20 protein-coding genes are annotated in these 20,480 nt (G+C 71.0%); 11 read left to right on the top strand and 9 right to left on the bottom strand.

The genetic code is table 11. From position 1 onward, the window contains the following. Positions 1-10: 10 nt before the first annotated feature. On the bottom strand, positions 11-1,213 hold the full coding sequence (kynU, locus tag ABD785_RS13055) for a kynureninase (protein WP_344826874.1): 1,203 nt from the start codon (positions 1,211-1,213) through the stop codon (positions 11-13). Then, positions 1,210-1,878: a tryptophan 2,3-dioxygenase gene (locus tag ABD785_RS13050; protein WP_344826870.1), complete on the bottom strand. Its 669-nt coding sequence runs from the start codon at positions 1,876-1,878 to the stop codon at positions 1,210-1,212. Before ABD785_RS13050 ends, kynU begins: the two co-directional genes overlap by 4 nt. A gap of 112 nt (positions 1,879-1,990) precedes the next feature. Between ABD785_RS13050 and ABD785_RS13045 the strand changes: the two genes are divergently transcribed. Beyond that, positions 1,991-2,428, top strand: coding sequence for an Lrp/AsnC family transcriptional regulator (locus ABD785_RS13045; protein WP_344826867.1), 438 nt, complete (start codon positions 1,991-1,993; stop codon positions 2,426-2,428). A gap of 144 nt (positions 2,429-2,572) precedes the next feature. Further along, positions 2,573-4,048: a cellulase family glycosylhydrolase gene (locus tag ABD785_RS13040; RefSeq protein ID WP_344826862.1), complete on the top strand. Its 1,476-nt coding sequence runs from the start codon at positions 2,573-2,575 to the stop codon at positions 4,046-4,048. Between the two features lie 16 nt (positions 4,049-4,064). Here the strand turns inward: ABD785_RS13040 and ABD785_RS13035 are convergent, their stop codons facing one another. Beyond that, positions 4,065-5,414, bottom strand: a complete 1,350-nt coding sequence (locus ABD785_RS13035; RefSeq protein WP_344826858.1) for a GntP family permease — start codon at positions 5,412-5,414, stop codon at positions 4,065-4,067. A 174-nt stretch (positions 5,415-5,588) separates the two neighbouring features. On the opposite strand from ABD785_RS13035, the gene ABD785_RS13030 reads away from it, so the two are divergent. Then, complete coding sequence (locus ABD785_RS13030) at positions 5,589-6,569, top strand: MDR family NADP-dependent oxidoreductase (RefSeq protein ID WP_344826853.1); 981 nt, start codon at positions 5,589-5,591, stop codon at positions 6,567-6,569. Positions 6,570-6,632: 63 nt separating this feature from the next. Beyond that, the gene (locus ABD785_RS13025; protein WP_425547764.1) at positions 6,633-6,956 is read left to right on the top strand and encodes a helix-turn-helix domain-containing protein; all 324 of its coding nucleotides are present in this window, start codon (positions 6,633-6,635) and stop codon (positions 6,954-6,956) included. Here ABD785_RS13025 and ABD785_RS13020 read toward each other — a convergent pair. Further along, positions 6,947-7,459 (bottom strand): gluconokinase, encoded by a 513-nt coding sequence (locus ABD785_RS13020; RefSeq protein ID WP_344826847.1) that lies wholly within the window; start codon positions 7,457-7,459, stop codon positions 6,947-6,949. The two genes, ABD785_RS13025 and ABD785_RS13020, sit on opposite strands and share 10 nt — an antisense overlap. A gap of 84 nt (positions 7,460-7,543) precedes the next feature. On the opposite strand from ABD785_RS13020, the gene ABD785_RS13015 reads away from it, so the two are divergent. Continuing rightward, a complete protein-coding gene (locus tag ABD785_RS13015) occupies positions 7,544-8,572 on the top strand; it encodes an AI-2E family transporter (RefSeq protein ID WP_344826843.1) in 1,029 nt (342 codons plus the stop codon). A 115-nt stretch (positions 8,573-8,687) separates the two neighbouring features. After that, a complete protein-coding gene (locus ABD785_RS13010; RefSeq protein ID WP_344826839.1) occupies positions 8,688-9,044 on the top strand; it encodes an effector-associated constant component EACC1 in 357 nt (118 codons plus the stop codon). Here ABD785_RS13010 and ABD785_RS13005 read toward each other — a convergent pair. Genes ABD785_RS13005 through ABD785_RS12995 form a run of 3 tightly spaced genes read right to left on the bottom strand, consistent with a single transcriptional unit; the run spans position 9,037 to position 12,742 of the window. Next, positions 9,037-10,065 carry a DUF2293 domain-containing protein gene (locus tag ABD785_RS13005; RefSeq protein WP_344826835.1) on the bottom strand — a complete coding sequence of 343 codons (1,029 nt, stop codon included), beginning with the start codon at positions 10,063-10,065 and terminating at the stop codon, positions 9,037-9,039. The genes ABD785_RS13010 and ABD785_RS13005 overlap by 8 nt on opposite strands. A gap of 21 nt (positions 10,066-10,086) precedes the next feature. Continuing rightward, positions 10,087-11,175: an NAD(P)-dependent alcohol dehydrogenase gene (locus tag ABD785_RS13000; RefSeq protein ID WP_344826831.1), complete on the bottom strand. Its 1,089-nt coding sequence runs from the start codon at positions 11,173-11,175 to the stop codon at positions 10,087-10,089. A 49-nt stretch (positions 11,176-11,224) separates the two neighbouring features. After that, positions 11,225-12,742, bottom strand: a complete 1,518-nt coding sequence (locus ABD785_RS12995) for a long-chain-fatty-acid--CoA ligase (RefSeq protein WP_344826828.1) — start codon at positions 12,740-12,742, stop codon at positions 11,225-11,227. 150 nt (positions 12,743-12,892) lie between these two features. Between ABD785_RS12995 and ABD785_RS12990 the strand changes: the two genes are divergently transcribed. Beyond that, the gene (locus ABD785_RS12990) at positions 12,893-14,200 is read left to right on the top strand and encodes a family 4 glycosyl hydrolase (protein WP_344826825.1); all 1,308 of its coding nucleotides are present in this window, start codon (positions 12,893-12,895) and stop codon (positions 14,198-14,200) included. A gap of 8 nt (positions 14,201-14,208) precedes the next feature. Beyond that, entirely contained in the window at positions 14,209-14,988 is a 780-nt protein-coding gene (locus ABD785_RS12985) for a DeoR/GlpR family DNA-binding transcription regulator (RefSeq protein ID WP_344826821.1), read from the top strand. Here the strand turns inward: ABD785_RS12985 and melA are convergent, their stop codons facing one another. Further along, positions 14,989-16,278 (bottom strand): alpha-glucosidase/alpha-galactosidase, encoded by a 1,290-nt coding sequence (gene melA, locus ABD785_RS12980; protein ID WP_344826817.1) that lies wholly within the window; start codon positions 16,276-16,278, stop codon positions 14,989-14,991. It lies immediately after the preceding gene. Further along, a complete protein-coding gene (locus ABD785_RS12975; RefSeq protein ID WP_344826814.1) occupies positions 16,275-17,192 on the bottom strand; it encodes a carbohydrate kinase family protein in 918 nt (305 codons plus the stop codon). The genes melA and ABD785_RS12975 overlap by 4 nt, the downstream gene beginning before the upstream one ends. A gap of 121 nt (positions 17,193-17,313) precedes the next feature. On the opposite strand from ABD785_RS12975, the gene ABD785_RS12970 reads away from it, so the two are divergent. From ABD785_RS12970 to ABD785_RS12960, 3 genes are read left to right on the top strand one after another with little or no spacing between them, the layout of a single operon-like run. Beyond that, positions 17,314-18,234 (top strand): carbohydrate ABC transporter permease, encoded by a 921-nt coding sequence (locus tag ABD785_RS12970; protein WP_344826808.1) that lies wholly within the window; start codon positions 17,314-17,316, stop codon positions 18,232-18,234. After that, the gene (locus ABD785_RS12965; protein ID WP_344826805.1) at positions 18,231-19,106 is read left to right on the top strand and encodes a carbohydrate ABC transporter permease; all 876 of its coding nucleotides are present in this window, start codon (positions 18,231-18,233) and stop codon (positions 19,104-19,106) included. The genes ABD785_RS12970 and ABD785_RS12965 overlap by 4 nt, the downstream gene beginning before the upstream one ends. An 8-nt stretch (positions 19,107-19,114) precedes the next feature. After that, positions 19,115-20,437 (top strand): ABC transporter substrate-binding protein, encoded by a 1,323-nt coding sequence (locus ABD785_RS12960; RefSeq protein WP_344826802.1) that lies wholly within the window; start codon positions 19,115-19,117, stop codon positions 20,435-20,437. Positions 20,438-20,480: the final 43 nt, after the last annotated feature.

Below are 20,480 nucleotides of genomic sequence, written 5' to 3'. Positions count from 1 at the left end.
TTCCGTCAGGTCAGGTGACCTTGCCGCGGGCGGAGAACCGGGGATCGCGGTGGGCGCCGTCCCGGATCACCTCGCTCAGCGCCTCCGCCGCGTCGAAGACGTCGACGTGGCGGAGGTAGAGCGGCGTGAAGCCGAAGCGCATGACGTCCGGGGCGCGGAAGTCGCCCACGACGCCCCGGGCGATCAGGGCCTGGACGATCGCGTGGGCGTCGGGGTGGCGCAGGGAGACCTGGCTGCCCCGCCGCTCGTGCGGGACGGGCGTGACCAGCTCGACCCCGGGGAGCCCTGCGGTCAGTTCGATGAACAGGTCGGTCATCGCCAGGCTCTTGGCGCGGACCTCGGCGAGGTCGACCGACTCGAAGATCTCCAGACCGGCGTCCACGGCGGCCATCGCCACCAGGGCCGGGGTGCCGGCCAGGAACCGGGTGATCCCTTGGGCGGGGGCATAGCCGGGTACGAAGTCGAACGGCCTGGAGTGCCCGAACCAGCCGGTCAGCGGCTGGTCCGCGGCCTCGTGGTGACGGGCGGCGGCGTAGAGGAAGGCCGGGGCGCCCGGACCCGCGTTCAGGTACTTGTAGGTGCATCCGACGGCGAAGTCGGCCTCGGCGCCGGTCAGGTCGACGGGGAGGGCGCCCGCCGAGTGGCACAGGTCCCAGAGCGCGAGGGCCCCGTGCCGGTGCGCCTCCTGCGTGACGGCCTTCATGTCGTGGACGGCGCCCGTCCGGTAGTCGGTGTGCGACAGCAGCACCACCGCGACGTCCTCGTCGATCCCGTCGGCCAGCTCCCGCATCCGCACGCCGGGGAACAGCCCCGCGACGCCCTCGGCGATGTAGAGATCGGTGGGGAAGGTGTCCCGCTCGACCACGATCACCCGGCGACCGGGGCGGAGCCGGAGCGCGGCGGCGAGGGTCTTGAACAGGTTGACCGAGGTCGAGTCGCAGACCACGACCTCGCCGGGACCGGCCCCGATCAGCGGGGCCACCCGGTCGCCGAGGCTCTGGGACCGTTCGAACCAGCCCTCGGTGTTCCAGCTCGCGATCAGGCCCTCGCCCCACTGGCGCTCGACCAGGTCGGCGATCTTGGCGGGGGTCCTGCGCGGGAGGACGCCGAGGGAGTTGCCGTCCAGGTAGAGACCGTCGGGGACGGTGAACTCGGCGCGCAGCGGGGCCAGCGGGTCGGCGGCGTCGAGTCTCAGGCAGTCCTCGCGGTTCACAGCTCGCCCCGCACGGCCCACAGCTCGGGGAAGGCGTCGCGGTCCAGGGCGGCCTTCAGCCAGGCGAGCCCGGCGGAGCCGCCGGTGCCGGGCTTGGCGCCCATGGCCCGCCGGACGGCCGTGTAGTGCCGCTGCCGCCACCGGTTCGACCGGTCCGCGACGTCCAGCAGCAGCTCGGCCAGCCGGACGAGGTCGGGCCGCGACTCGTAGACGACCCGCCAGGCCTTCAGCGGCTCGCCCTCGACCCCGCGCCTCGCCAGCAGGGCCAGCGCCTCGTCGTAGAGGCTCGGCTCGGTGCCCTTGGCGGTCCCCAGCAGGCGTTCGAGCCGGTGGAAGACCGAGGACTGCATGCCGGAGGCCGCGCCGAGCTCGTCGCGGAACCGGGCGTACTCCACCGGGGTCATCGTCGCGAGCAGGTCCCAGGAGGACACCAGCACGTCCTGGACGTGCAGCCCGCGCCGGAGCACGTCGAGGGCTCCGTCGAGATCGTCTTCGGCCAGCACGGTCCTGGCCTGCTCCCACTCGTGGGCCAGCAGCCCGAACAGCAGCTCCATCACCTGGGTCGTGACGATGAAGGAGAGCTCGGCGCTCTCCCCGGTCCTGGGCCTCTGCAGATCGTGCAGGACGTCCAGGCGGGCGTACTCGGAGTAGGGAGTGGTCTTCATTCCCCTCATTCTGGTCACATCAGCACCGCGATGGAATGGGTGTTCCACGGCGATACTCTGGATTGACCTGCCGATCACAAGGCGTTTCACCGATCTCCTTAAGGAATGAAAAGTGGATGACCTGGATCACAAGATCTTGGCCGAACTCCAGGGTGACGCCCGCCTGTCGCTCAACGAGCTCTCCCGCCGCGTCAACCTCTCCGCCCCCGCCGTGGCCGAGCGCGTGCGGCGGCTGGAACGCGACCAGATCATCCTCGGCTACCACGCCCAGGTGGACCTGACCAGGGCGGGCCTGCCGGTCACCGCGCTGATCCAGGTCCAGTGCTACGGCGCGCGCTGCCTGCTCCGCGACCCCGAGGCGAGGGCGTGGCCCGAGATCCGCCAGCTCCACCGGGTGACGGGCAACGCCTGCTGCGTCCTGCTCGCCGCCGTCGCCTCGATGGAGGCCTTCGAGGAGTTCATCGACCGGATCGCCGCCTACGGCACCCCCTCCAGCACGATGATCCTCTCCTCGCCGCTGCCCTGGAAGCCCGTCGTCCCGGCCCTCTGACCTGGGATTTGACGGTCTCCCGGATCTGTACAAACCCGCAACAAGAAATCCAGGGGTTCACGCACGAACCCGCCTATCGGATGCTCACCACGATCACTATCTTTCACAGTCCTGACCATGGTGGACCGGTGGAGGAGACCGACGATGCGCAGACTGCTGGCCGGACTGGTGCTGTTGCTCGCGGCCGTGGCGGGGGCCCTGCCCGTCCAGGCGGCGCAGGTCCAGGCCCCGCCGACGGTCACGCCCGCGCGCGCGATCCTCGGCCACGACGGCCGCTGGATCACCGACGACCAGGGACGGGTCGTCATCATGCACGGGTTCAACATGGTCGCCAAGGCCGCACCCCACGACCCGTCCCAGCTGGGGTTCGGCGAGAAGGACGCGCGCTTCCTCGCCGCCCACGGCTTCAACGTGGTGCGCCTCGGCATCGTCCTCGCCGCCCTCGAACCCGAGCCCGGCGAGTTCGACGACCGGTATCTCGCGAACATCGAGCGGACCATCGACGTGCTCGGCCGGTACGGCATCCACACGCTCGTCGACATCCACCAGGACCTGCTCAGCCCGAAGTTCAAGGGGTTCGGCCTCCCCGACTGGATGATCAAGACCGATGGGATCCCCACCGATCTCCTCAACACCGACAGCTTCAAGAACCTCATGTTCAATCCGGCCCTCCAGCGGGCCAACGACAACTTCTGGAACAACGGCGTGGTCCACGGCAGGGGCCTCCAGGAGTGGTACACCGAGGCCTGGATCCACATCGCGAAGGCGCTGAAGGGCAATCCGGCCGTCCTCGGCTACGACCTGTGGAACGAGCCGTGGCCGGGGACCGCGTGGCCGGGCTGTGTGCCGCCGTTCGGCTGCAAGGACTTCGAGTCGAAGAAGCTGGCCCCGTTCTTCACCAAGATGATCAAGGGGATCAGGACCGTCGACCGCGAGCACCTGACCTGGTACGAGCCGACCCTGCTCGCCCCGTTCGGGGCCCCGACCCACCTCGGCAGGCCCGGCGACGCGAAGTCCGGATACTCCTTCCACGCCTACTGCCCCGACCTCAGCGGCCGGACGCTCTCCGACCGGTTCTACGCGGTCTGCGACGAGGTCCAGAAGATCGTCTTCGACCAGGCGCTGAAGCAGCAGGAGCGGACCGGCGACGCGGTCATGCTCACCGAGTTCGGCGCGACCCCCAACGGCCGCGAGATCGAGTACGTGATCCGGCTCGCCGACTCCCGCAGGATGCCCTGGATCGAGTGGACCTACTGCCGCTGCAAGGACCCCACGGACGGCGGCACCGTCGACGGCCTCGTCCTCGACCTGACCAAACCCCGCTCGGGGGCCAACGTGAACGCCGCGCGGCTGAAGATCATGGACGAGCCCTACCCTCAGACCGTCGCGGGCGTGCCGGAGTCCTACGGGTTCGACCCCGCCACCAGGACCTTCCGCTTCACCTTCACGCCCGAGGGCACCGCCGAGACGCTCGTCCACGCCTCGCCGCTCCAGTACCCCGGCGGCTACACCGCCCAGGTCACCGGGGCGAAGATCACCTCCGCCCCGGACGCCGCCCGCCTCGTCCTGCGCGCGAACCGGGGGGCGAAGGCCGTCACCCTGACCCTCACCCCCCGCTGACCGGCACGCTCCGTCCCTAGACCACGAGGCCGAGCAGGAGGACGAACACCAGGCCGCAGACCGACAGCAGGGTCTCCATCACCGACCACGACTTGATGGTCTGGCCGACGCTCATGCCGAAGAACTCCTTGACCAGCCAGAAGCCCGCGTCGTTGACGTGGGAGAAGAACAGCGAGCCCGCGCCGATCGCGAGGACGAGGAGGCTGGTCTCGCCGGTGGAGAGCGTCGCGGTGAGCGGGGCGAGGATGCCGGCGGCGGTGACGGTCGCGACCGTCGCCGAGCCGGTGGCGACCCGGATGAGGACGGCCACGAGCCAGCCGAGGAGCAGCACCGAGAAGCCGCTGTCCTTGACCCAGTCGGCCACGACGTCGCCCATGCCCGAGTCGACGAGGATCTGCTTGAACCCGCCGCCCGAGGCGACGATCAGGATGATCCCGGCGACCGGCGGAAGCGACCGCTCGATCGTCTGGGCGATCTCCGAGCGGTCCATGCCGGTGCCGGCGCCGAAGGTCAGCATCGCGACGATCACGGCCAGGAACAGGGCGACCAGCGGAGTGCCGAAGAAGTCCAGGACCGTCCGGACGCCCGTGCCCTCGTCGGCGAAGATGTCGGCGAGCGCCTTGCCCATCATCAGCACCACCGGCAGGAGCACGGTCGCGAGGGTGACGGCGAAGGTCGGGCGGCGCCGGCCGGTGCCCGGCTCGTCGGCGTCGGGCTGACCGTCGGCGTCGGCGTCGCGGGCCTCGAACAGGTCGGGGGCGGGGATGTCGACCCAGCGGGCGGCGACCTTGGCGAACAGCGGCCCGGACAGGACGAGTGTCGGGACGGCGATGAGGACGCCGAGCCCGAGGGTGATGCCGAGGTCGGCCTTCAGCGCGTCGACGGCGACCAGCGGGCCGGGGTGCGGCGGCACCAGGCCGTGCATGACCGAGAGCCCGGCGAGCGCGGGGATGCCGACCTGGATCAGCGACAGGCCCGACCTGCGGGCCACCAGGAAGACGACCGGCATGACCAGCACGAGCCCGATCTCGAAGAACATCGGCAGCCCGATCAGCGCCCCGACCAGGGCCATCGCCCAGGGCAGGGCCCGCGGTGAGGCTTTCCCGACGATCGTGTCGACGATCTCGTCCGCCCCGCCCGAGTCGGCGAGCAGCCGGCCGAACATCGCGCCCAGGGCGATCAGCAGGCCGACGCCGGCCGCGGTCGATCCGAACCCCTTGGTGTAGGAGTCGATCATTTTCGCCACGGGCATCCCCGCGGCCAGCCCGACCGTGGCGGCGCCCGCCGTCAGCGAGAGGACCGGATGCAGTTTCACCCAGCTGATCAGAACGACGATCAGCGCGATTCCGATGAGGGCGGCCGGCACGAGCCGTCCACCCGAAGCCTGCGGCGCAGCCGCGATCTGAACGAACAGCCCTTGCACAGTCACGAACCGGCAGTGCCCACGACATTCTCCTCGAAACGGGCTTGCCTTTGACGCGCACGTCAGGAGTTACCGTCGTCGCTCCCCGTTCCCCGCGGGAAGAGGCAAGGAGGAGACATGCGTGAGATCCGGCTGGTCACCGTCCCCGACGGGCTGCCGAAACCCACGGACTTCGAGATCGCCGAGGCGCCCGTCCCCGAGCCGGGTCCCGGCGAGGTCCTGGTGCGCACCACCGCGTTCCACGTGTTCGCGGCGCTGCGGACCCTGCTCGGCGGGACGGTCCCCGGCGCGCCGTTCCCCGGCATCGAGCCGGACGGCACGCTGTTCGGCGCGGCCGTCGGCGAGGTCGCCTCCGGGCCCGGGCTCGCACCGGGGACACCGGTCCTGCACATGAAGGGGTGGCGCGAGTACGCGGCCGTGCCCGTCGCCGAGCTGCGGGTCCTGGACGGTACCCTGCCCGACCCGGTCCACCACCTGGGCTACGCGCCGCTCGCCTACGCGGCGCTGACCAGGGACGCCGGGGTCCGTCCCGGCGACACCGTCTTCGTGACCGGCGGCGCGGGCGGGGTCGGCTCGGCGGCCGGTCAGATCGCCCGGCTGCTCGGCGCGGGCCGGGTCGTCGGCAGCACGGGCTCGGCGGAGAAGGCCGCGCGGATGACCGCCGAGCTCGGTTACGACGCGGTGGTCCTGCGGACCTCGGCGGGTTTCGACGCCGATCTGGCCGAGGCCGCCCTCGGCGGCATCGACGTGCTGATCGACAACGTCGGCGGCGACCAGCTGCGCGCCGCCCTCGACCTCGCCAACCCCGGCGCCAGGTTCGTCCTGGTCGGCGCGCTGGACGGCCAGCTCGACCCCGGGGGAAACGGCAGGACGTCCCCGGTCACCCTCGACGCCTACCGGATCATCCTCACCCGGGCGACGCTGCGCGGCGTGGCCGGTCCGCCCGGGCCGGAGGCCGAGGCCAGGCTCGGGGCATGGCTCCGCTCCGGCGAACTGGTCCTGCCCGATGTGCGGTTCACGGGCATCGAACAAGCCCCCCGCGCGTTGCACGAACTGCTGGCGGGCCACCACCTCGGGACGGTGGTCGTCGAACTCTGAGCATCCAGGAGGACGTGTGCGGATCGGTGACGCGGCTGCGGCGGCGGGGACCACCCGAGGGCCCTGCGGTTCTACGAGGAGCGCGGCCTGATGCCTCCGCCGGCCCGCAGCGCGACCGGCCAGCGGGTGTACGGGCCGCGCGACGTCACCCGGGTCCGGCTGATCCGCCAGCTCCTGGAGCGCGGGTTGACGATCGAGGACGTCCGCTCGTGCGCCGACCGGCTGGAGCTGGTCCAGGGCGAGACGCTGCCGCCGCACAACAGCTCCGAGTGCTCGGTGAGCGGGGTCGTGGCCCGGCGGCTCTCGGTGCTCGACGCCGAGATCGCCCGGCTGACGGCCCTGCGCGAGAACCTGGCCGGGACCGTCCGGCCCGCCGGTCAGGACTGAATCGCCCGGACGGCCGCTTTCACCTGCTCCTCGACCGAGAGCTCGAGATCCACGACCACGCCGCGCTCGTCCGGTTCGAGGGGTTCGAGCGTGGCGAACTGGGACTCGACCAGCGACTCGGGCATGAAGTGGCCCTTGCGCCTGGAGACCCTCCGGTGGATCTCCTCGGGCGAGCCGTGCAGATGGACGAACCAGGCCTCGGGGGCGCCCTCCCGCAGCAGATCGCGGTAGCGGCGCTTCAGCGCAGAGCAGCCCATCACTCCCCCGGCCGGATGCTCCTCCAGCCATTTCCCGACCGATCGCAGCCAGGGTTCGCGGTCGGCGTCGTCGAGCGGCACCCCCTCCGCCATCTTCTTCACGTTCGCCTCGCTGTGGAAGGCGTCCCCGTCGGCGAACGGGATCCCCAGCCGCTCGGCCAGGGCCTTTCCCACAGTGGTCTTCCCGCACCCGGTCACGCCCATGACGACGATCCGGGGCAACACATCAGATTCCGGCACGCCCATCAGCTTCCCTCCTTCCCGGCATCGAAACGATCACTCAGTGTGATCGGCGGGGCCGGGGGTAGATCATCCCCGGAGGGGGAGCGCATGGTGAGGGGCCGGATCTCGGACGGGCTGCTGTTGCTGGTCGGCGGGGCGGCGGCGGTGGTCTGCCTGGGCGGGCTGCGGTCGGTGTCCTCGATCTCGGGGCCCTTCTTCCTGGCGCTCGTGCTGACCGTGGCGGCGACCCCGCTGCGCGTCGCCCTCATCCGGCGCGGCGCCCCGGGCTGGGCGAGCGCCCTGCTGCCCCTGCTGGCCGTGCTGGCCGGGCTCGGCGCGACCGCGGGGGCACTGGCCTTCTCGGTGGCGCGGCTGGCCACCGTGCTTCCGGAGTACCAGGACGACTTCGCCGAGCTGACCCGGCGGGCGTCGGAGTTCCTGACCGCCCGGGGGGTCGGCCAGGCCCAGGCGACGGCGGCCTTGTCGGGCCTCGACCCGTCGCGGCTCGCCTCCCTGCTGCAGGACTTCCTCACCGGGCTGCTGGGAGCGCTGTCGGCGGGGCTGCTGATCGTGGTCCTGCTGTACGCGATGAGCATCGACGCCGTGGGGCTGCACCGCGCCCTGAACCGGCTGGAGGGGCCGCGGCCCCGCCTCGTCACGGCGCTGCGCCGCTACTCGACGGACACCTATCGCTACCTGCTGGTCAGCACCGTCTTCGGGCTGATCGTGGCCGTCCTCGACACCATCGCCCTGGCCGTCCTGGACGTTCCGCTCCCTGTCCTGTGGGGGCTGCTGGCCTTCATCACCAACTACATCCCCAATGTCGGCTTCGTCATCGGCCTGGTGCCGCCCGCCCTGCTGGCGCTGCTCGACTCGGGCCCCGAGACGATGGCCTGGGTCATCGCCGTCTACTGCGTGCTGAACTTCGTCATCCAGTCGCTGATCCAGCCCAAGTTCGTCGGCGACGCCGCCGGGCTCTCGGTGACGATCACCATGGTGTCCCTCGCGGTGTGGACCTTCGTCCTCGGACCGGTCGGGGCGATCCTGGCCGTGCCGCTCACCCTGCTGGCCCGGACGCTCCTTCTCGACCACGATCCGGAGAAGGCGTGGGTCGGCCCACTCCTTTCCGCGGACTGAATTCCACCGCTCACCGAGCGTTTCCCAATCGAGACACCCTGCCGGTGATCTGAACGCTGAGCTGCGGCGTCCCAGATCTTGACACGGAGAAAGATGACGGGTGGATGTGGGGGAAATGGCGCGAATTGCTGTGATCGAGGTGACCGATGGCGATGCCGATCTCTTTCGCAAGGACGAACTGACCCGGCTGCTGCGCAGGGCTCTCTCGGAACGGGGTCTGCCCGCCGACTTCGTCTCGCTGATGCCGCCCGGCACCCCCTCGATGGCGACGGCGGCCCTCCTGGTCCCCCTGTTCGAGCCGCGGCCGGCGACGGCCCTCGCCGAGGCCGTCCGGGCGTGGCTGGCCGGGCGTCCCGGCACCCTGGTCACCGTGACGATCGACGGCGACACGATCGAGCTGGCGGACCCGGTGCGGAAACACGAGTTCACGACCTGGCTGCTGCGCAGATCCGGCTTCGACGAGCTCAGCTGAGACGCCAGGCCGCCAGCACCTGGTCGACCCTGGGCCTGATCCGCTCCCGGCAGACCGGCCGGGGCACCCCGGCCATGAGCAGGGCGTCGTAGTCGGTGTCCTCGTGCCGGACCGAGGCGACGACGGCGGCCGTCACGGCGCGCTCGTCCAGGGCGCGGCCCGCCGCGGACCGGCCGACCCTGCCGCTGCCGCGCAGGGCCGTGTGCTCGGCGATCCGCGCTGCCCGCCCGGCCGGGCAGCGCGGGAACAGCCGGCCGATCTCGGCGGCCATCCGCGCCTGGAACTCGACGTCCTGACCCGCCCTGCGCTCGCGGTCGCGCTCCCTGCGCCGCATCCTCAGATCCTCGTCGGCGAAGCACTGCTCCTCCGCGGCCGCCAGCCCCGCCTCCTCGACGAGCAGGCCCCGGCGCTCGTACCGCCTGCGGCGCTTGTTCCACACGGCCACGACCGCCGACAGCGTGCTCTCCTTCTTCGCGCGGCGGGTCAGCGCGGCGTCGCCCGCGGGCAGGAACACCAGATGGTCGAGGTCGACGCAGGTCAGGCAGAGGGTTCCGAGGTCGTCGGCCATGAAGTGGTCACCGCTCTCCCCGCACTCGGCGCAGGTTCCGGGGCCGAGCAGGACCATCAGGTCGGGGACCTTGTTCTGCTTGGCCGTCACCCGGGCCCGCTGGGCCTCGGTCAGGTCGGCGCGCACCCAGTGGACCCGGTAGGCCGGGTCGTCGGGGACGGCGAAGACCAGCTCACGGCGGTCGCGGGTGGCCGCGACGTACTCCGAGGTCTCGGCGGCCAGGCCCTGGGCCCCGGCCCAGGCACGCAGGATCTCCAGCATCTCGGCGCGGCGCTCGGGCGGCGCGCCGACGCGTTCGGCCAGCGTCTTCAGCCGTCCCTGCCGCCAGTCCTCGACGACCCTGGCCGTCACCCAGCCGATCGCGACCAGCACGTCCAGCGGCGCCACGTACTTCTGCCGCGCCACCGCGGCCTCCGCCGCGCCCTCCACCCGTCCCCGAAGCCTTCCGCCCATGCCCCCATTGTGGTGGAGCCGTCACGGGATCAGGACGGGCTTCACGACCTTCCCCTCGACGGCGTCGGCCTCGGCCTCGTTGACCGACGTCAGCGGATAGGTCCTGATCAGGCGGTCGAAGGGGAACCTGCCGAGCCGCCACAGCTCGATCAGCCGGGGGACGAACACCTGCGGAACGGCGTCGCCGACGATGATCCCCTTGACGGTCCTGCCGAGCAGCACCATCGGGTCCAGCCGGTACTCCGCCGACCCGACCCCGGCCAGCCCGCAGACGCCGCCCGCGCGCAGGCAGCCCACGGCGGCGGCCACGATCGCCGGGACGGCGGTGGTGTCGAAGGAGCAGCGGACGCCCTCGCCGCCCAGCCGGCGGATCCGCCGGGTCAGGTCCGGGTCGGCCCCGTCGAGCGCGTGGGTCGCCCCGAGCTCCAGGGCCAGGTCGCGCCTGGCCTCGTTGAGGTCGACGGCCACGATCGTCGTCGCCCCTGCGGCCTTCGCCGCCATCACCGCCGCCAGGCCGACCGCGCCCGCCCCGAAGATCGCCACGCTGTCCCCCACGCCGACGCCCAGCGAGATCAGCATGGCGCCCGCACCGGTCTGCACCCCGCAGCCGAGCGGCCCGAGCAGCTCCAGGGGCAGGTCATCGGCCACCGGCACCGTGTTCGCGACGGTGGCCAGGGCGTGGGTCGCGAACGACGACTGCCCGAACCAGCGGTTGTTCACCGCCGTCCCCCGCTCGTCACGGGCGCGGACCACGCCGTCGGCGGGGGTGCCGCGCATGTTCAGCGCCGTCATCCGCGAGCAGGCCGTGGGACGCGAACCCCGGCACTCGGCGCAGCCCCCGCACGAGTCGAAGGACAGCACCACGTGCTGCCCCGCCCGCAGGGAGACCACCCCGGGGCCGACCGCCTCGATCACGCCCGACCCCTCATGACCGAGGATCACCGGCTTGGCGATCCGGTCGCCCGGCGCCCGGCCGAGCAGGTCCGTATGGCACATCCCGGTCCCCGCGATCCGCACGAGCACCTCACCCGGGCCCGGCTCGGCCAGATCCACGGCCTCGACGGAGTAGGGGGCGTCGGCGGCACGCAGCACCGCGGCTTCGATTCGCACGACGCCAACCTATGAAACCGAACGAGATTCGGTCAACCGCGCCGCACGGTCAGGAGCGGAGTTCGCGTTTGAGGATCTTGCCGGTGGGGCTGATGGGGAGGGCGTCCATGATCCTGATCTCGCGGGGGCGCTTGTAGGAGGCGAGACGCTCGGCGCAGTAGGTGGTGATCTCCTCGGCCGCGGTCGCGGAGTCGGTGCCCGGGTGCAGGACGACGCAGGCGACGATCTCCTCACCCAGGCGCTCGTCGGCCTTGCCGATCACGGCTGCCTCGGCGATCGACGGGTGCGCGAACAGGACCTCCTCGACCTCGCGCGGGTAGACGTTGTAGCCGCCCCTGATGATGAGGTCCTTGATCCGGTCGACGATGAACAGGTAGCCGTCCTCGTCCAGGTAGCCCAGGTCACCGGTGTGGAACCAGCCGCCACGCAGCGCCGCGGCGCTCGCCTCCGGGCGGTCGTGGTAGCCCTTGAGCACGTTGTGGCCCTTGATCACGATCTCGCCGACATGGTCGGGGCCGGGCGGCAGGGACGCGCCCTTCTCGTCGACGACCGCGACCTGGACGCCCCAGATCGCCTTGCCGACGGAGCCGACCTTGCGCTGCTCGGCGCTGATGTTGAACGTCGCCGTGCTGGCCGTCTCCGACAGGCCGTACCCCTCGAGGATCACGACGCCGGGGAACTCCTCCTCGAACTCCCTGATGATCTCTTCGGGGATCGAGGCGCCGCCCGAGACCCCGACGCGCAGCGAACCCAGGTCACGGCCGGCCCGATCGGCCCTGAGCAGGGCGAAGTACATCGTCGGGACGCCGGAGAAGATCGTGCAGCCGTGCCGCTCGATGGCGTCCAGGACGGGTCCCACCTCGAAGCGCGGCACCAGGACGATCGTCCCGGTGTAGCGGACCGCGACGTTCAGCACCGACGACAGGCCGAAGACGTGGAACAGCGGCAGGACCGCCAGGCCGATGTCGTCCTCGCGGAAGCCGAACAGCTCGCCGCCGACCGTGCAGTTCATGTAGAGCTGGAAGTGGGTGAGCTCGGCGCCCTTGGGAGCCCCGGTCGTCCCGCTGGTGTAGAGCAGGACCGCGACGTCGTCGGCGGCCGTCGCGGCGATCTCGCCGGTGTCCTCGGCGAAGTACAGCTCGTCGAAGTGCCGGGTGCCCTCCGGCCGGACGTCGCCGCCCGGCAGGTTGACCACGAAGACCGGCACGTCCGCCGCGCCCCGGGCGGCCTCCTCGGCGAACAGCTCGAAGGTGACGAGCAGCCGCGCGCCCGAGTCCCGCAGGTGGTAGCCGATCTCCTGCGCCTTGAGCAGCGGGTTGATCGGCACCGCGACCAGCCCGGCCTTGAGGATCGCGAAGTACAGGAACAGGAACTGGGGCAGGTTGGGCAGCTGGATCGCCACCCGGTCGCCGCGTTCCAGCCCCAGGCCCGCCAGGCTGGTCGCCACCCTGCCCGAGATCTCGTCGACCTGGGCGTAGGTGAAGGTCAGCTCGTTGACGTGGCAGAGGGGCTTGTCCGGCTCGGCCAGCCGGGATTCGCGCAGCATCGTCGCCAGGTTGAAGCTCATTGCCGCAACCTAGGCGCCCCAGGGACCGCTGGCAACGGTCCCGCCGCAGGTCTGGGCGCCCGCACTCCGCCCGGCCTCCGTTCGTATGCGCGCCTCCACGCCGTGAAGTAATCTTCGCGGACGGGCGAGGCGCCGGGCGGGAGGTGCGGAATGCGGAAGATCGTCTTTGTCGGGGTGGGCGATGTGCAGCTCCTGCGCGGAATCGTCTCCGACCTGCTGCTCAGCGAGGACCTTCGGGGCGGCCTGGAGATCGTCCTGAACGACTCCGACGCCGGCCAGCTCGCCACGGCCGAGGCCCTGGTGCGGTCCCTGGACGCCGAGGCGGGCTCGCGGGCGGAGATCGTCGCGGTGCCCGAGCGGCGCCGGGCCCTGGCCGGGGCCGAGTTCGTGGTCAGCCATCTGGACGTCGGCGGCTTCGACGCGACCCTGCGCGACTTCGAGATCCCGCACCGGTACGGCCTGCGTCAGACCATCGGCGACACGATCGGGATCGGCGGGATCTTCCGCGGGCTGCGCACTCTCCCGGTCTTCGTCGAGCTCGGCCTGGAGATGGCCGAGCTGTGTCCCGAGGCCTGGCTGCTCAACACCAGCGATCCGATGACCATGGCCGGTTACGCGATCCAGCAGGCGACCGGGTTCGACCGGTTCGCCGGGGTCTGCCACGCGGTCTGCGACACCCACGCCCATCTCGCCGACCTGGTCGACCGCGGGCTCGACGAGGTCGACTTCGTCAGCGCCGGGCTCAACCACCAGTCGTTCGTGCTGGAGTTCTCCTCCGGCGGGCGGTCCCTCTACCCCGAGCTCGACCTGGCCCTCGACGCCGATCCCGAGCTCGGACGGCACGTCAGGGTGGAGATGTACCGGCGGTTCGGCTACTTCCCGACCCAGTCCAGCGAGCACTCCGCCGAGTACGTCCCGTGGTTCATGCGGCACACCGGGGAGACCTCGCGGCTGGGCGTCCCGGTCGAGGAGTACCTGCGGCGGGCGGGCAAGAACCTGCACGTCTACGAGGAGACCCGCCGGGCGCTGTCGGCCGGGCGGCCGCTGCTGATGCGGTGGCAGCACCAGGAGCCGGCCGCCGCGGCGATGCTGGCGGTGCTCACCGGGCGGCCGAAGGAGGTCTACGTGAACGTCCGCAACGCGGGCCTCATCGGCAACCTCCCGCAGGACGCCTGTGTCGAGGTGCCCGCCCTCGTCGACGCCGGGGGGATCAGGCCTCAGGCCGTCGGGGAGCTGCCCGTCCAGCTCGTGGCGCTCAACCGGGCCTTCCTGAACGTCGTCGAGCTGACGGTCGCGGCGGTCCTCACCGGCGACCGCAGGCACGTCTACCACTCGGCGATGGTCGACCCCAACACCGCCGCCACGCTGCCGCTGCCCGCCATCGAGTCCCTGTGCGACGAGCTGATCGACGCCCACGGTGACCTCATCCCCGAGGGCATCCGCCGGGGCGCCCGATGAGCGAGGCGGTGCCGACCGAAGTGCGGCGCGAGCGGATGCTGACCCTGCTGACCGAGCAGGAGTTCGCCCGGGTGGCGGAGCTCGCCGAGGTCTTCGGGGTCTCGACCGTGACGGTCCGCGGCGACCTGGACGTGCTGGAGGAGCAGGGCAGGGTCAGGCGGGTGCGCGGCGGCGCGATGGCGGCCGTCCCGACCCCGTCGGCGGAGCCGTCGTTCGAGCTGTCCCTCGGCACCGCGGCGGTGGAGAAGGCGCTCATCGCCAAGACCGCCGCCCGGCTGGTGACCTCGGGCGAGAGCGTGCTCATGGGGGCGGGCACCACGACCGCCCATGTGGCGCGCGAGCTGGTCGCCCGCACCGAGCTGACCGAGATCACGGTGTTCACGAACGGCCTGCGGACGGCGCTGGAGCTGGAGCCCGCGCTCCCCCGCTTCTCGGTGATCGTGACGGGCGGGAGCCTGCGCCGGGCCCAGCACTCCCTGGTCGATCCCCTCGGCGGGAAGATCCTCGAAGGGATCAGGGCCAGCACGGTCTTCCTCGGCTGCGGCGGCGTCCACCCCGAGGCGGGGATCACCAACGTCAACCTGCCGGACGCCGAGATGAAGCAGCGGATGCTGCGGGCGGCGACCCGCCGGGTGGTCGTCGCGGACTCCGCCAAGCTCGGGGCGATCGAGATGGCGCCGATCTGCGCGCTGAGCGAGATCGACCTGCTGATCACCGGGGAGTCGGCCGATCCGGACCTCCTCGCCGTCCTGCGGGACCGCGGGCTGGAGATCCGGATCGCCTCCTGATCAGCGCAGCGCCTCGGGCAGCAGATCTCCGTGGGCGGCGGTGAGGTCGTCGCACAGCCGCCAGATCGCGTCGAGGGACAGGCTGGCGGAGGTGTTCGGGTCGACCATCATGGCGTGCCGGACATAGTCGGGACGCCCCTCGAGCGCCGCCCGGACCGTCAGCTCGTTGACGCTCACGTACGCCCGGTTGAGGGCCGCGAGCTGCGGCGGCAGCGCGCCGATCCGGGTGGGCATCACCCCGGTGGCGTCGACCGCGCACGGCACCTCGACCACGCAGCCCGCCGGGAGGTTGGAGATCAGCCCGTCGTTGACGACGTTGCCGTAGACCACGCGCGGGGTGCCGGTCACGATGCTGTGAATGATCTGCGGGGCGTACTCGTCCGTCCCCGCGAGCTCCAGCTCGATCCCGCCCCGGACGGCCGCGCGGGTCCGCTCGTACTCGCGGGTGTTCTCCTCGCTGACCCGCACGTACTCCCCCACCGGGATGCGCAGCCGGTCGATCTCTCCGTCGTGGCGGAGCATCCAGGGCAGGTACTCCGCCGAGTGCTCGCTGGTCTCGGTCGGATAGCGGCCGAGCCTGCGGTACATCTCGATCCTGACCCTGCGGCGCAGCTCGGGATCGCGGTCGACGAGAGCGTCCAGGCGGTCGTACAGGTTCTCGCCGCCGCGCTCGAAGCGCAGCACCCACGCCTGGTGGTTGACCCCGCCCGCGACGTAGGACACCTCCTCGTAGGGGACGCCGACCAGGGCGGCGAGGTCGTGCATCGTCCAGTAGACCGAGTGGCACAGGCCGACGACGTTGCGGACCTTGCCGCTGAGGTACCAGACGTTCATCGCCATGGGGTTGGTGTAGTTGAGCAGCAGGGCGTCGGGGCAGACGGCGTTCATGTCGGCGGCCAGGGCGTCCAGGACGGGGAAGGTGCGCAGGGCGCGGAAGACCCCGCCGACGCCGATCGTGTCGGCGATGGTCTGGCGCAGGCCGTAACGGGCGGGGATCTCGAAGTCCGTGACGGTCGCCTTGTGGCCGCCGACCTGGATCATGTTGATCACGAAGTCGGCGCCGTCCAGGGCCTCGCGCCGGTCGAGCGTCGCGGTGATCACGGGGGCGGCGCCGCGGGCGGCGGCGATCCGGTGGGCCACGGCGGAGGCGACCTCCAGCCGCTCGGGGTCGATGTCGTGCAGCGAGATCCGGGCGTGTTTCAGCTCCTCATGGCCCAGCAGGTCGCTGAGCAGGCCCTGCGTGAAGACGACGCTTCCCGCTCCCACAAAGACGATCTTCGGTCCGTTCATCGGGCGACTTCCTCCCAGGTCGGCTGTGCCGCGGTGCCCCCGGCGGCGCGGGTGGACAGCGAACCGCAGGCGACCGCGGTCTCCAGGCACTGCTCCAATGGCAGGCCGCGGCGCAGGGCGGCCAGGAATCCGGCGTTGAACCCGTCCCCCGCGCCGACGGTGTCGACGGGGACGACCGGAGCGGCGGGAACGCGCAGCGGCGCCCCGCCTGCGAGGGTCAGCGCCCCCTCGCCCCCGCACTTCACGACCGGCAGCGGACCCCGCGCGGCGATCGCGTGGAGCGCCGCTTCGAGGTCGGCGGATCCGGCGATCGCCAGGGCCTCGCGCTCGTTGGGGAGCAGCACGTCCAGCTCGGGCAGGACCCTGTCGAGCCCCTCCCATCGGCCGGACGGATCGTCGTTGGTGTCGAGCGAGGTGGTCGCGCCCGCCCGCCGCGCCGCCGCGAGCAGGCCGGGCAGCCCCGCGGCCAGGCGCGGCTGGAGGAAGAAGGACGCCACATGGACATGGGCGGCCCGCTCCAGCAGGGCGGAGGGGACATCGGCGGGCTCCAGCCGGTCGAGGACGCCCGCCGCGGTCAGGATCGCCCGGTCGTCGCCGTCGACGAGCACGACGGTCAGCGCCGTCGGCGCGGTCCGGTCCACGACGCAGGCGGAGACGTCGACCCCCGCGCGGGCCAAGGCGTCGAGCACGAAGGTCCCGGCGGCGTCGGCCCCGACCCGGCCGGCGAAGGCCGTACGGAGCCCGAGCCTGGCGGCCCCGCAGGCGGTGATGGCGCCGGAGCCGCCGAGCGTCAGCTCTCCCGTGTCGACCAGCGTCTCTCGCTGCCCGAAGGCGGGGGAACGGGGCGCCCCCGAGACGATCACGTCCGGATTGACGTCCCCGACGACGAGGAGGTCGAAGTCTTTCGAAGCCATGTCGGGAAGGTGTCAGGACCTTCGTTAACTTGTCAATACTTTCGATTCCGCATTCCCATAAGCCTTGACAAGCTTTCGAAAGCCCTCCAGATTTACCCCCAACAACCCCCAAGGAGGTCAGGTGACGGCGCTACTCAACCGCCCCGCCGCACGGGTGGGGCGAGCCAGGGCACGCGGGAGCGGCGACGGCCGCACGGCCCTCGCGTTCCTGGCCCCCGCCCTCATCGGCTTCGGAATCTTCTACGTCTACCCGGCGGTGCGCGGCGCCTGGTTCTCCCTCACCGACTGGAACCTGCTCTCCGACCCCGAGTACGTCGGCCTGGACAACTACCGGGAGCTCGTCCACGACCCGCTCTTCTGGAACTCGCTCAAGGTGACCGCCGCGTTCGTCGTCATCAACATCGGCATCCAGATCGGCGGCGGGCTGCTGCTGGCCACCCTGCTGCACCGGCTGACGCGCTCCCTGGTGCTGCGCTCGCTCGTGGTCGTCCCGTGGCTGGTCCCGAACGTCACGACCGGGCTGCTGTGGATGTGGCTCCTGGACGCCAACCTCGGGTTCGTCAACCACCTGCTGACCGGCGCCGGACTCGACAACCAGGGCTTCCTCACCTCGCCCGACCTCGCGTTGCCGACCGTCGGGGTCATCAGCGCCTGGAGCGGGACGGGCTACACCGCCCTGCTGCTCTACGCCGGGATGCTCCTGATCCCCAGGACGACCTACGAGGCCGCGGCCATCGACGGCTCCGGGGAGCTGCGGACCTTCCTGCGCATCACCCTGCCTCTGATGCGGCCGATCCTCGCGTTCGTCATGGTCGTGTCGCTGATCGACTCCTTCCAGCTCTTCGACGTCGTCGCCGTCACCACCCAGGGACGGCCCGTCAACGCCACCCGGGTGGTCTACTACTACATCTACGAGGAGGCCTTCACCCACTTCAAGATGGGCTACGCCTCGGCCCTCGCGCTCAGCCTGGTCGTCATCCTCGGCTCCCTCACCTTCCTCCAGATGCGCCTGCTGCGCGCCAGCACCTCGGACCTCGCATGAGGGCCGCCGGCCGCGCCCTGTCCTGGGCCTGCCTGGTCCTGGCCCTCGTCCTGTCCCTGTTCCCGCTGTACTGGATGTTCCGCACGGCCATCACCCCGGCCGCCGACCTGCCCACCGACAGCGCGGGCCTGCTCCCGAAGCACCCGACGGCGATCAACTTCAAGCGGGTCCTCGGCCTGGTGAGCCAGGAGGACGCGCGGGCCGCGGGCGGTTCGGGCGCCAAGCTCGACTTCCTGCTCTACCTGCGCAACTCCGTCGTCTACACCGGGCTCGTCACCGTCGTGCAGACCCTGGTCTGCGCGATGGCCGGATACGCCTTCGCCCGGCTGCGCTTCCGCGGCAGGGACGCCCTGTTCGGCTTGTTCGTCGGCGCCCTGATGATCCCGCCGATCTTCACCCTGCTGCCGAACTTCGTGCTGGTCAAGGAGCTGGGCTGGCTGAACTCCTTCCAGGGCCTGGCCGCCCCCAACCTGCTGATGACGCCGTTCGCGGTGTTCTTCCTGCGCCAGTTCTTCCTCGGCATCCCGCGCGACGTCGAGGACGCCGCCCTCATCGACGGCGCGAGCCGATGGTCGATCTTCTGGCGGGTCGTGCTGCCGATGTCGAAGGGCCCGCTGTCCACCCTGGCCCTGACCACCGCGGTCTGGACCTGGAACGACTACCTGTGGCCGCTGCTCGTGGCCCCCGGCGAGAACACCCGGGTGCTGACCGCGGCGCTCGGCATCTTCCTCAAGCAGTCCCCCAACACGGCGCCCGACTGGACCGGCCTCATGGCCGGCTCGGTGCTCGCCGTCATCCCCGTCCTGCTCCTGGTGGTCTTCTTCGGCCGCCGCCTCGTCGACTCGATCCAGTTCTCCGGCCTGAAGGGATAGGCAGTTCAGTGAAGAAGACCATCTTGGCGGTGGCCGCGGTGCTGCTGGCCGCCGCGTGCGGCGGGAACGCCTCCGACGACAGCGGCTCGGTCACCCTCACCTACGGGCTCTGGGACGACGTGCAGCAGCCCGCCTACCAGGCCTGCGCCGACGCCTTCACCGCGGCCAACCCCGGCGTCACCATCAAGATCCAGCAGGCGGCCTGGGACACCTACTGGCAGAACCTGACGACCCAGATGGTCTCCGGCGGCGCACCGGACGTCATCACGATGCAGGCCTCCTACTATCCGCAGTTCGTGAAGAACGACCAGCTGCTGGACATCCAGCCGATGGTTGACGCCGACAAGATCGACCTGGCCCAGTACCGTCCGGGGCTGGCCGAGTCATGGGTCAAGGACGGCGAGCGCTACGGCCTCCCCAAGGACTGGGACACCATCGCGGTCGTCTACAACACCGCGCTCGCCCGGAAGGCCGGGGTCGATCTGTCGGACCTCACCTGGAACCCGGCCGACGGAGGGACGTTCGAGAAGGCCCTGGCCAGGCTCACCGTCGACAAGAACGGCAAGCGCGGCGACGAGCCCGGGTTCGACAAGAGCAGGATCGCGACCTACGGGATCGTGCCGGAGCTCAACGACGGCTCGCAGGGCCAGAACGGCTGGGGCGACCTGGCGGTCTCCAACGGCTGGTCCTACATCGACAAGAACCCGTTCGGCACGAAGTACTACTACGACGATCCGCGGCTGCTGGAGACCGTCGCCTGGTTCAAGTCCCTGATGGACAAGGGCTACGCCGCCCCCTACGACAAGACCAGCACCCTCGGCATCGACGCCGTCCTCGACTCGGGCAAGGGCGCCCTCGGCATCACCGGCTCCTGGATGATCAATACCTATCTCGGCTCGGAGAAGCAGAAGTACGCCTTCGCCCCGCTCCCGACCGGGCCGCAGGGCCGCAAGTCGGCCTTCAACGGGCTCGCCGACGTCATCTACGCCGGGACGAAGCACAAGGACGCCGCCTGGAAGTGGGTGAAGTTCCTCGGCTCGACCGGCTGCCAGAACATCGTCGCCGACAAGGCCGTCGTCTTCCCGGCCATCACCACCGCCACCGACCGCGCGCTCGCCGCCCACACCAAGGCCGGCCGCGACGTGAAGCTGTTCGTCGACGAGGCCGACGCCAAGGACGGCACCTTCCTGCTTCCGGTGAGCGACTACGGCGACGAGATCAACCAGATCGTGGCGACCGCCATGGAATCGGTGTGGCTGGGGCAGAAGGACCCGCGGACCGCGTTGACCGCGGCCAACAAGGAGGTCAACGACCTGTTCGCCGCCAACTGATCCCGGAGGCGCGGCCCCTCCGAACAAATCTCACATACCGGAC

This window comes from Actinocorallia longicatena (genome assembly GCF_039534125.1).
Classification (GTDB): Bacteria; Actinomycetota; Actinomycetes; order Streptosporangiales; family Streptosporangiaceae; genus Actinocorallia; species Actinocorallia longicatena.
Note: the sequence above shows the minus strand (reverse complement) of the source record. Positions and strands in the feature narration are given on the sequence as shown.

Bases quoted from the DNA above. Each gene is read 5' to 3' on its own strand.
- ABD785_RS13050 (WP_344826870.1), bottom strand. From the start codon at position 1,878: ATGAAGACCACTCCCTACTCCGAGTACGCCCGCCTGGACGTCCTGCAC.
- ABD785_RS13040 (WP_344826862.1), top strand. From the start codon at position 2,573: ATGCGCAGACTGCTGGCCGGACTGGTGCTGTTGCTCGCGGCCGTGGCG.
- ABD785_RS13030 (WP_344826853.1), top strand. From the start codon at position 5,589: ATGCGTGAGATCCGGCTGGTCACCGTCCCCGACGGGCTGCCGAAACCC.
- ABD785_RS13020 (WP_344826847.1), bottom strand. From the start codon at position 7,459: ATGGGCGTGCCGGAATCTGATGTGTTGCCCCGGATCGTCGTCATGGGC.
- ABD785_RS13015 (WP_344826843.1), top strand. From the start codon at position 7,544: ATGGTGAGGGGCCGGATCTCGGACGGGCTGCTGTTGCTGGTCGGCGGG.
- ABD785_RS13010 (WP_344826839.1), top strand. From the start codon at position 8,688: ATGGCGCGAATTGCTGTGATCGAGGTGACCGATGGCGATGCCGATCTC.
- ABD785_RS13005 (WP_344826835.1), bottom strand. From the start codon at position 10,065: ATGGGCGGAAGGCTTCGGGGACGGGTGGAGGGCGCGGCGGAGGCCGCG.
- ABD785_RS12995 (WP_344826828.1), bottom strand. From the start codon at position 12,742: ATGAGCTTCAACCTGGCGACGATGCTGCGCGAATCCCGGCTGGCCGAG.
- ABD785_RS12990 (WP_344826825.1), top strand. From the start codon at position 12,893: ATGCGGAAGATCGTCTTTGTCGGGGTGGGCGATGTGCAGCTCCTGCGC.
- melA (WP_344826817.1), bottom strand. From the start codon at position 16,278: ATGAACGGACCGAAGATCGTCTTTGTGGGAGCGGGAAGCGTCGTCTTC.
- ABD785_RS12975 (WP_344826814.1), bottom strand. From the start codon at position 17,192: ATGGCTTCGAAAGACTTCGACCTCCTCGTCGTCGGGGACGTCAATCCG.
- ABD785_RS12965 (WP_344826805.1), top strand. From the start codon at position 18,231: ATGAGGGCCGCCGGCCGCGCCCTGTCCTGGGCCTGCCTGGTCCTGGCC.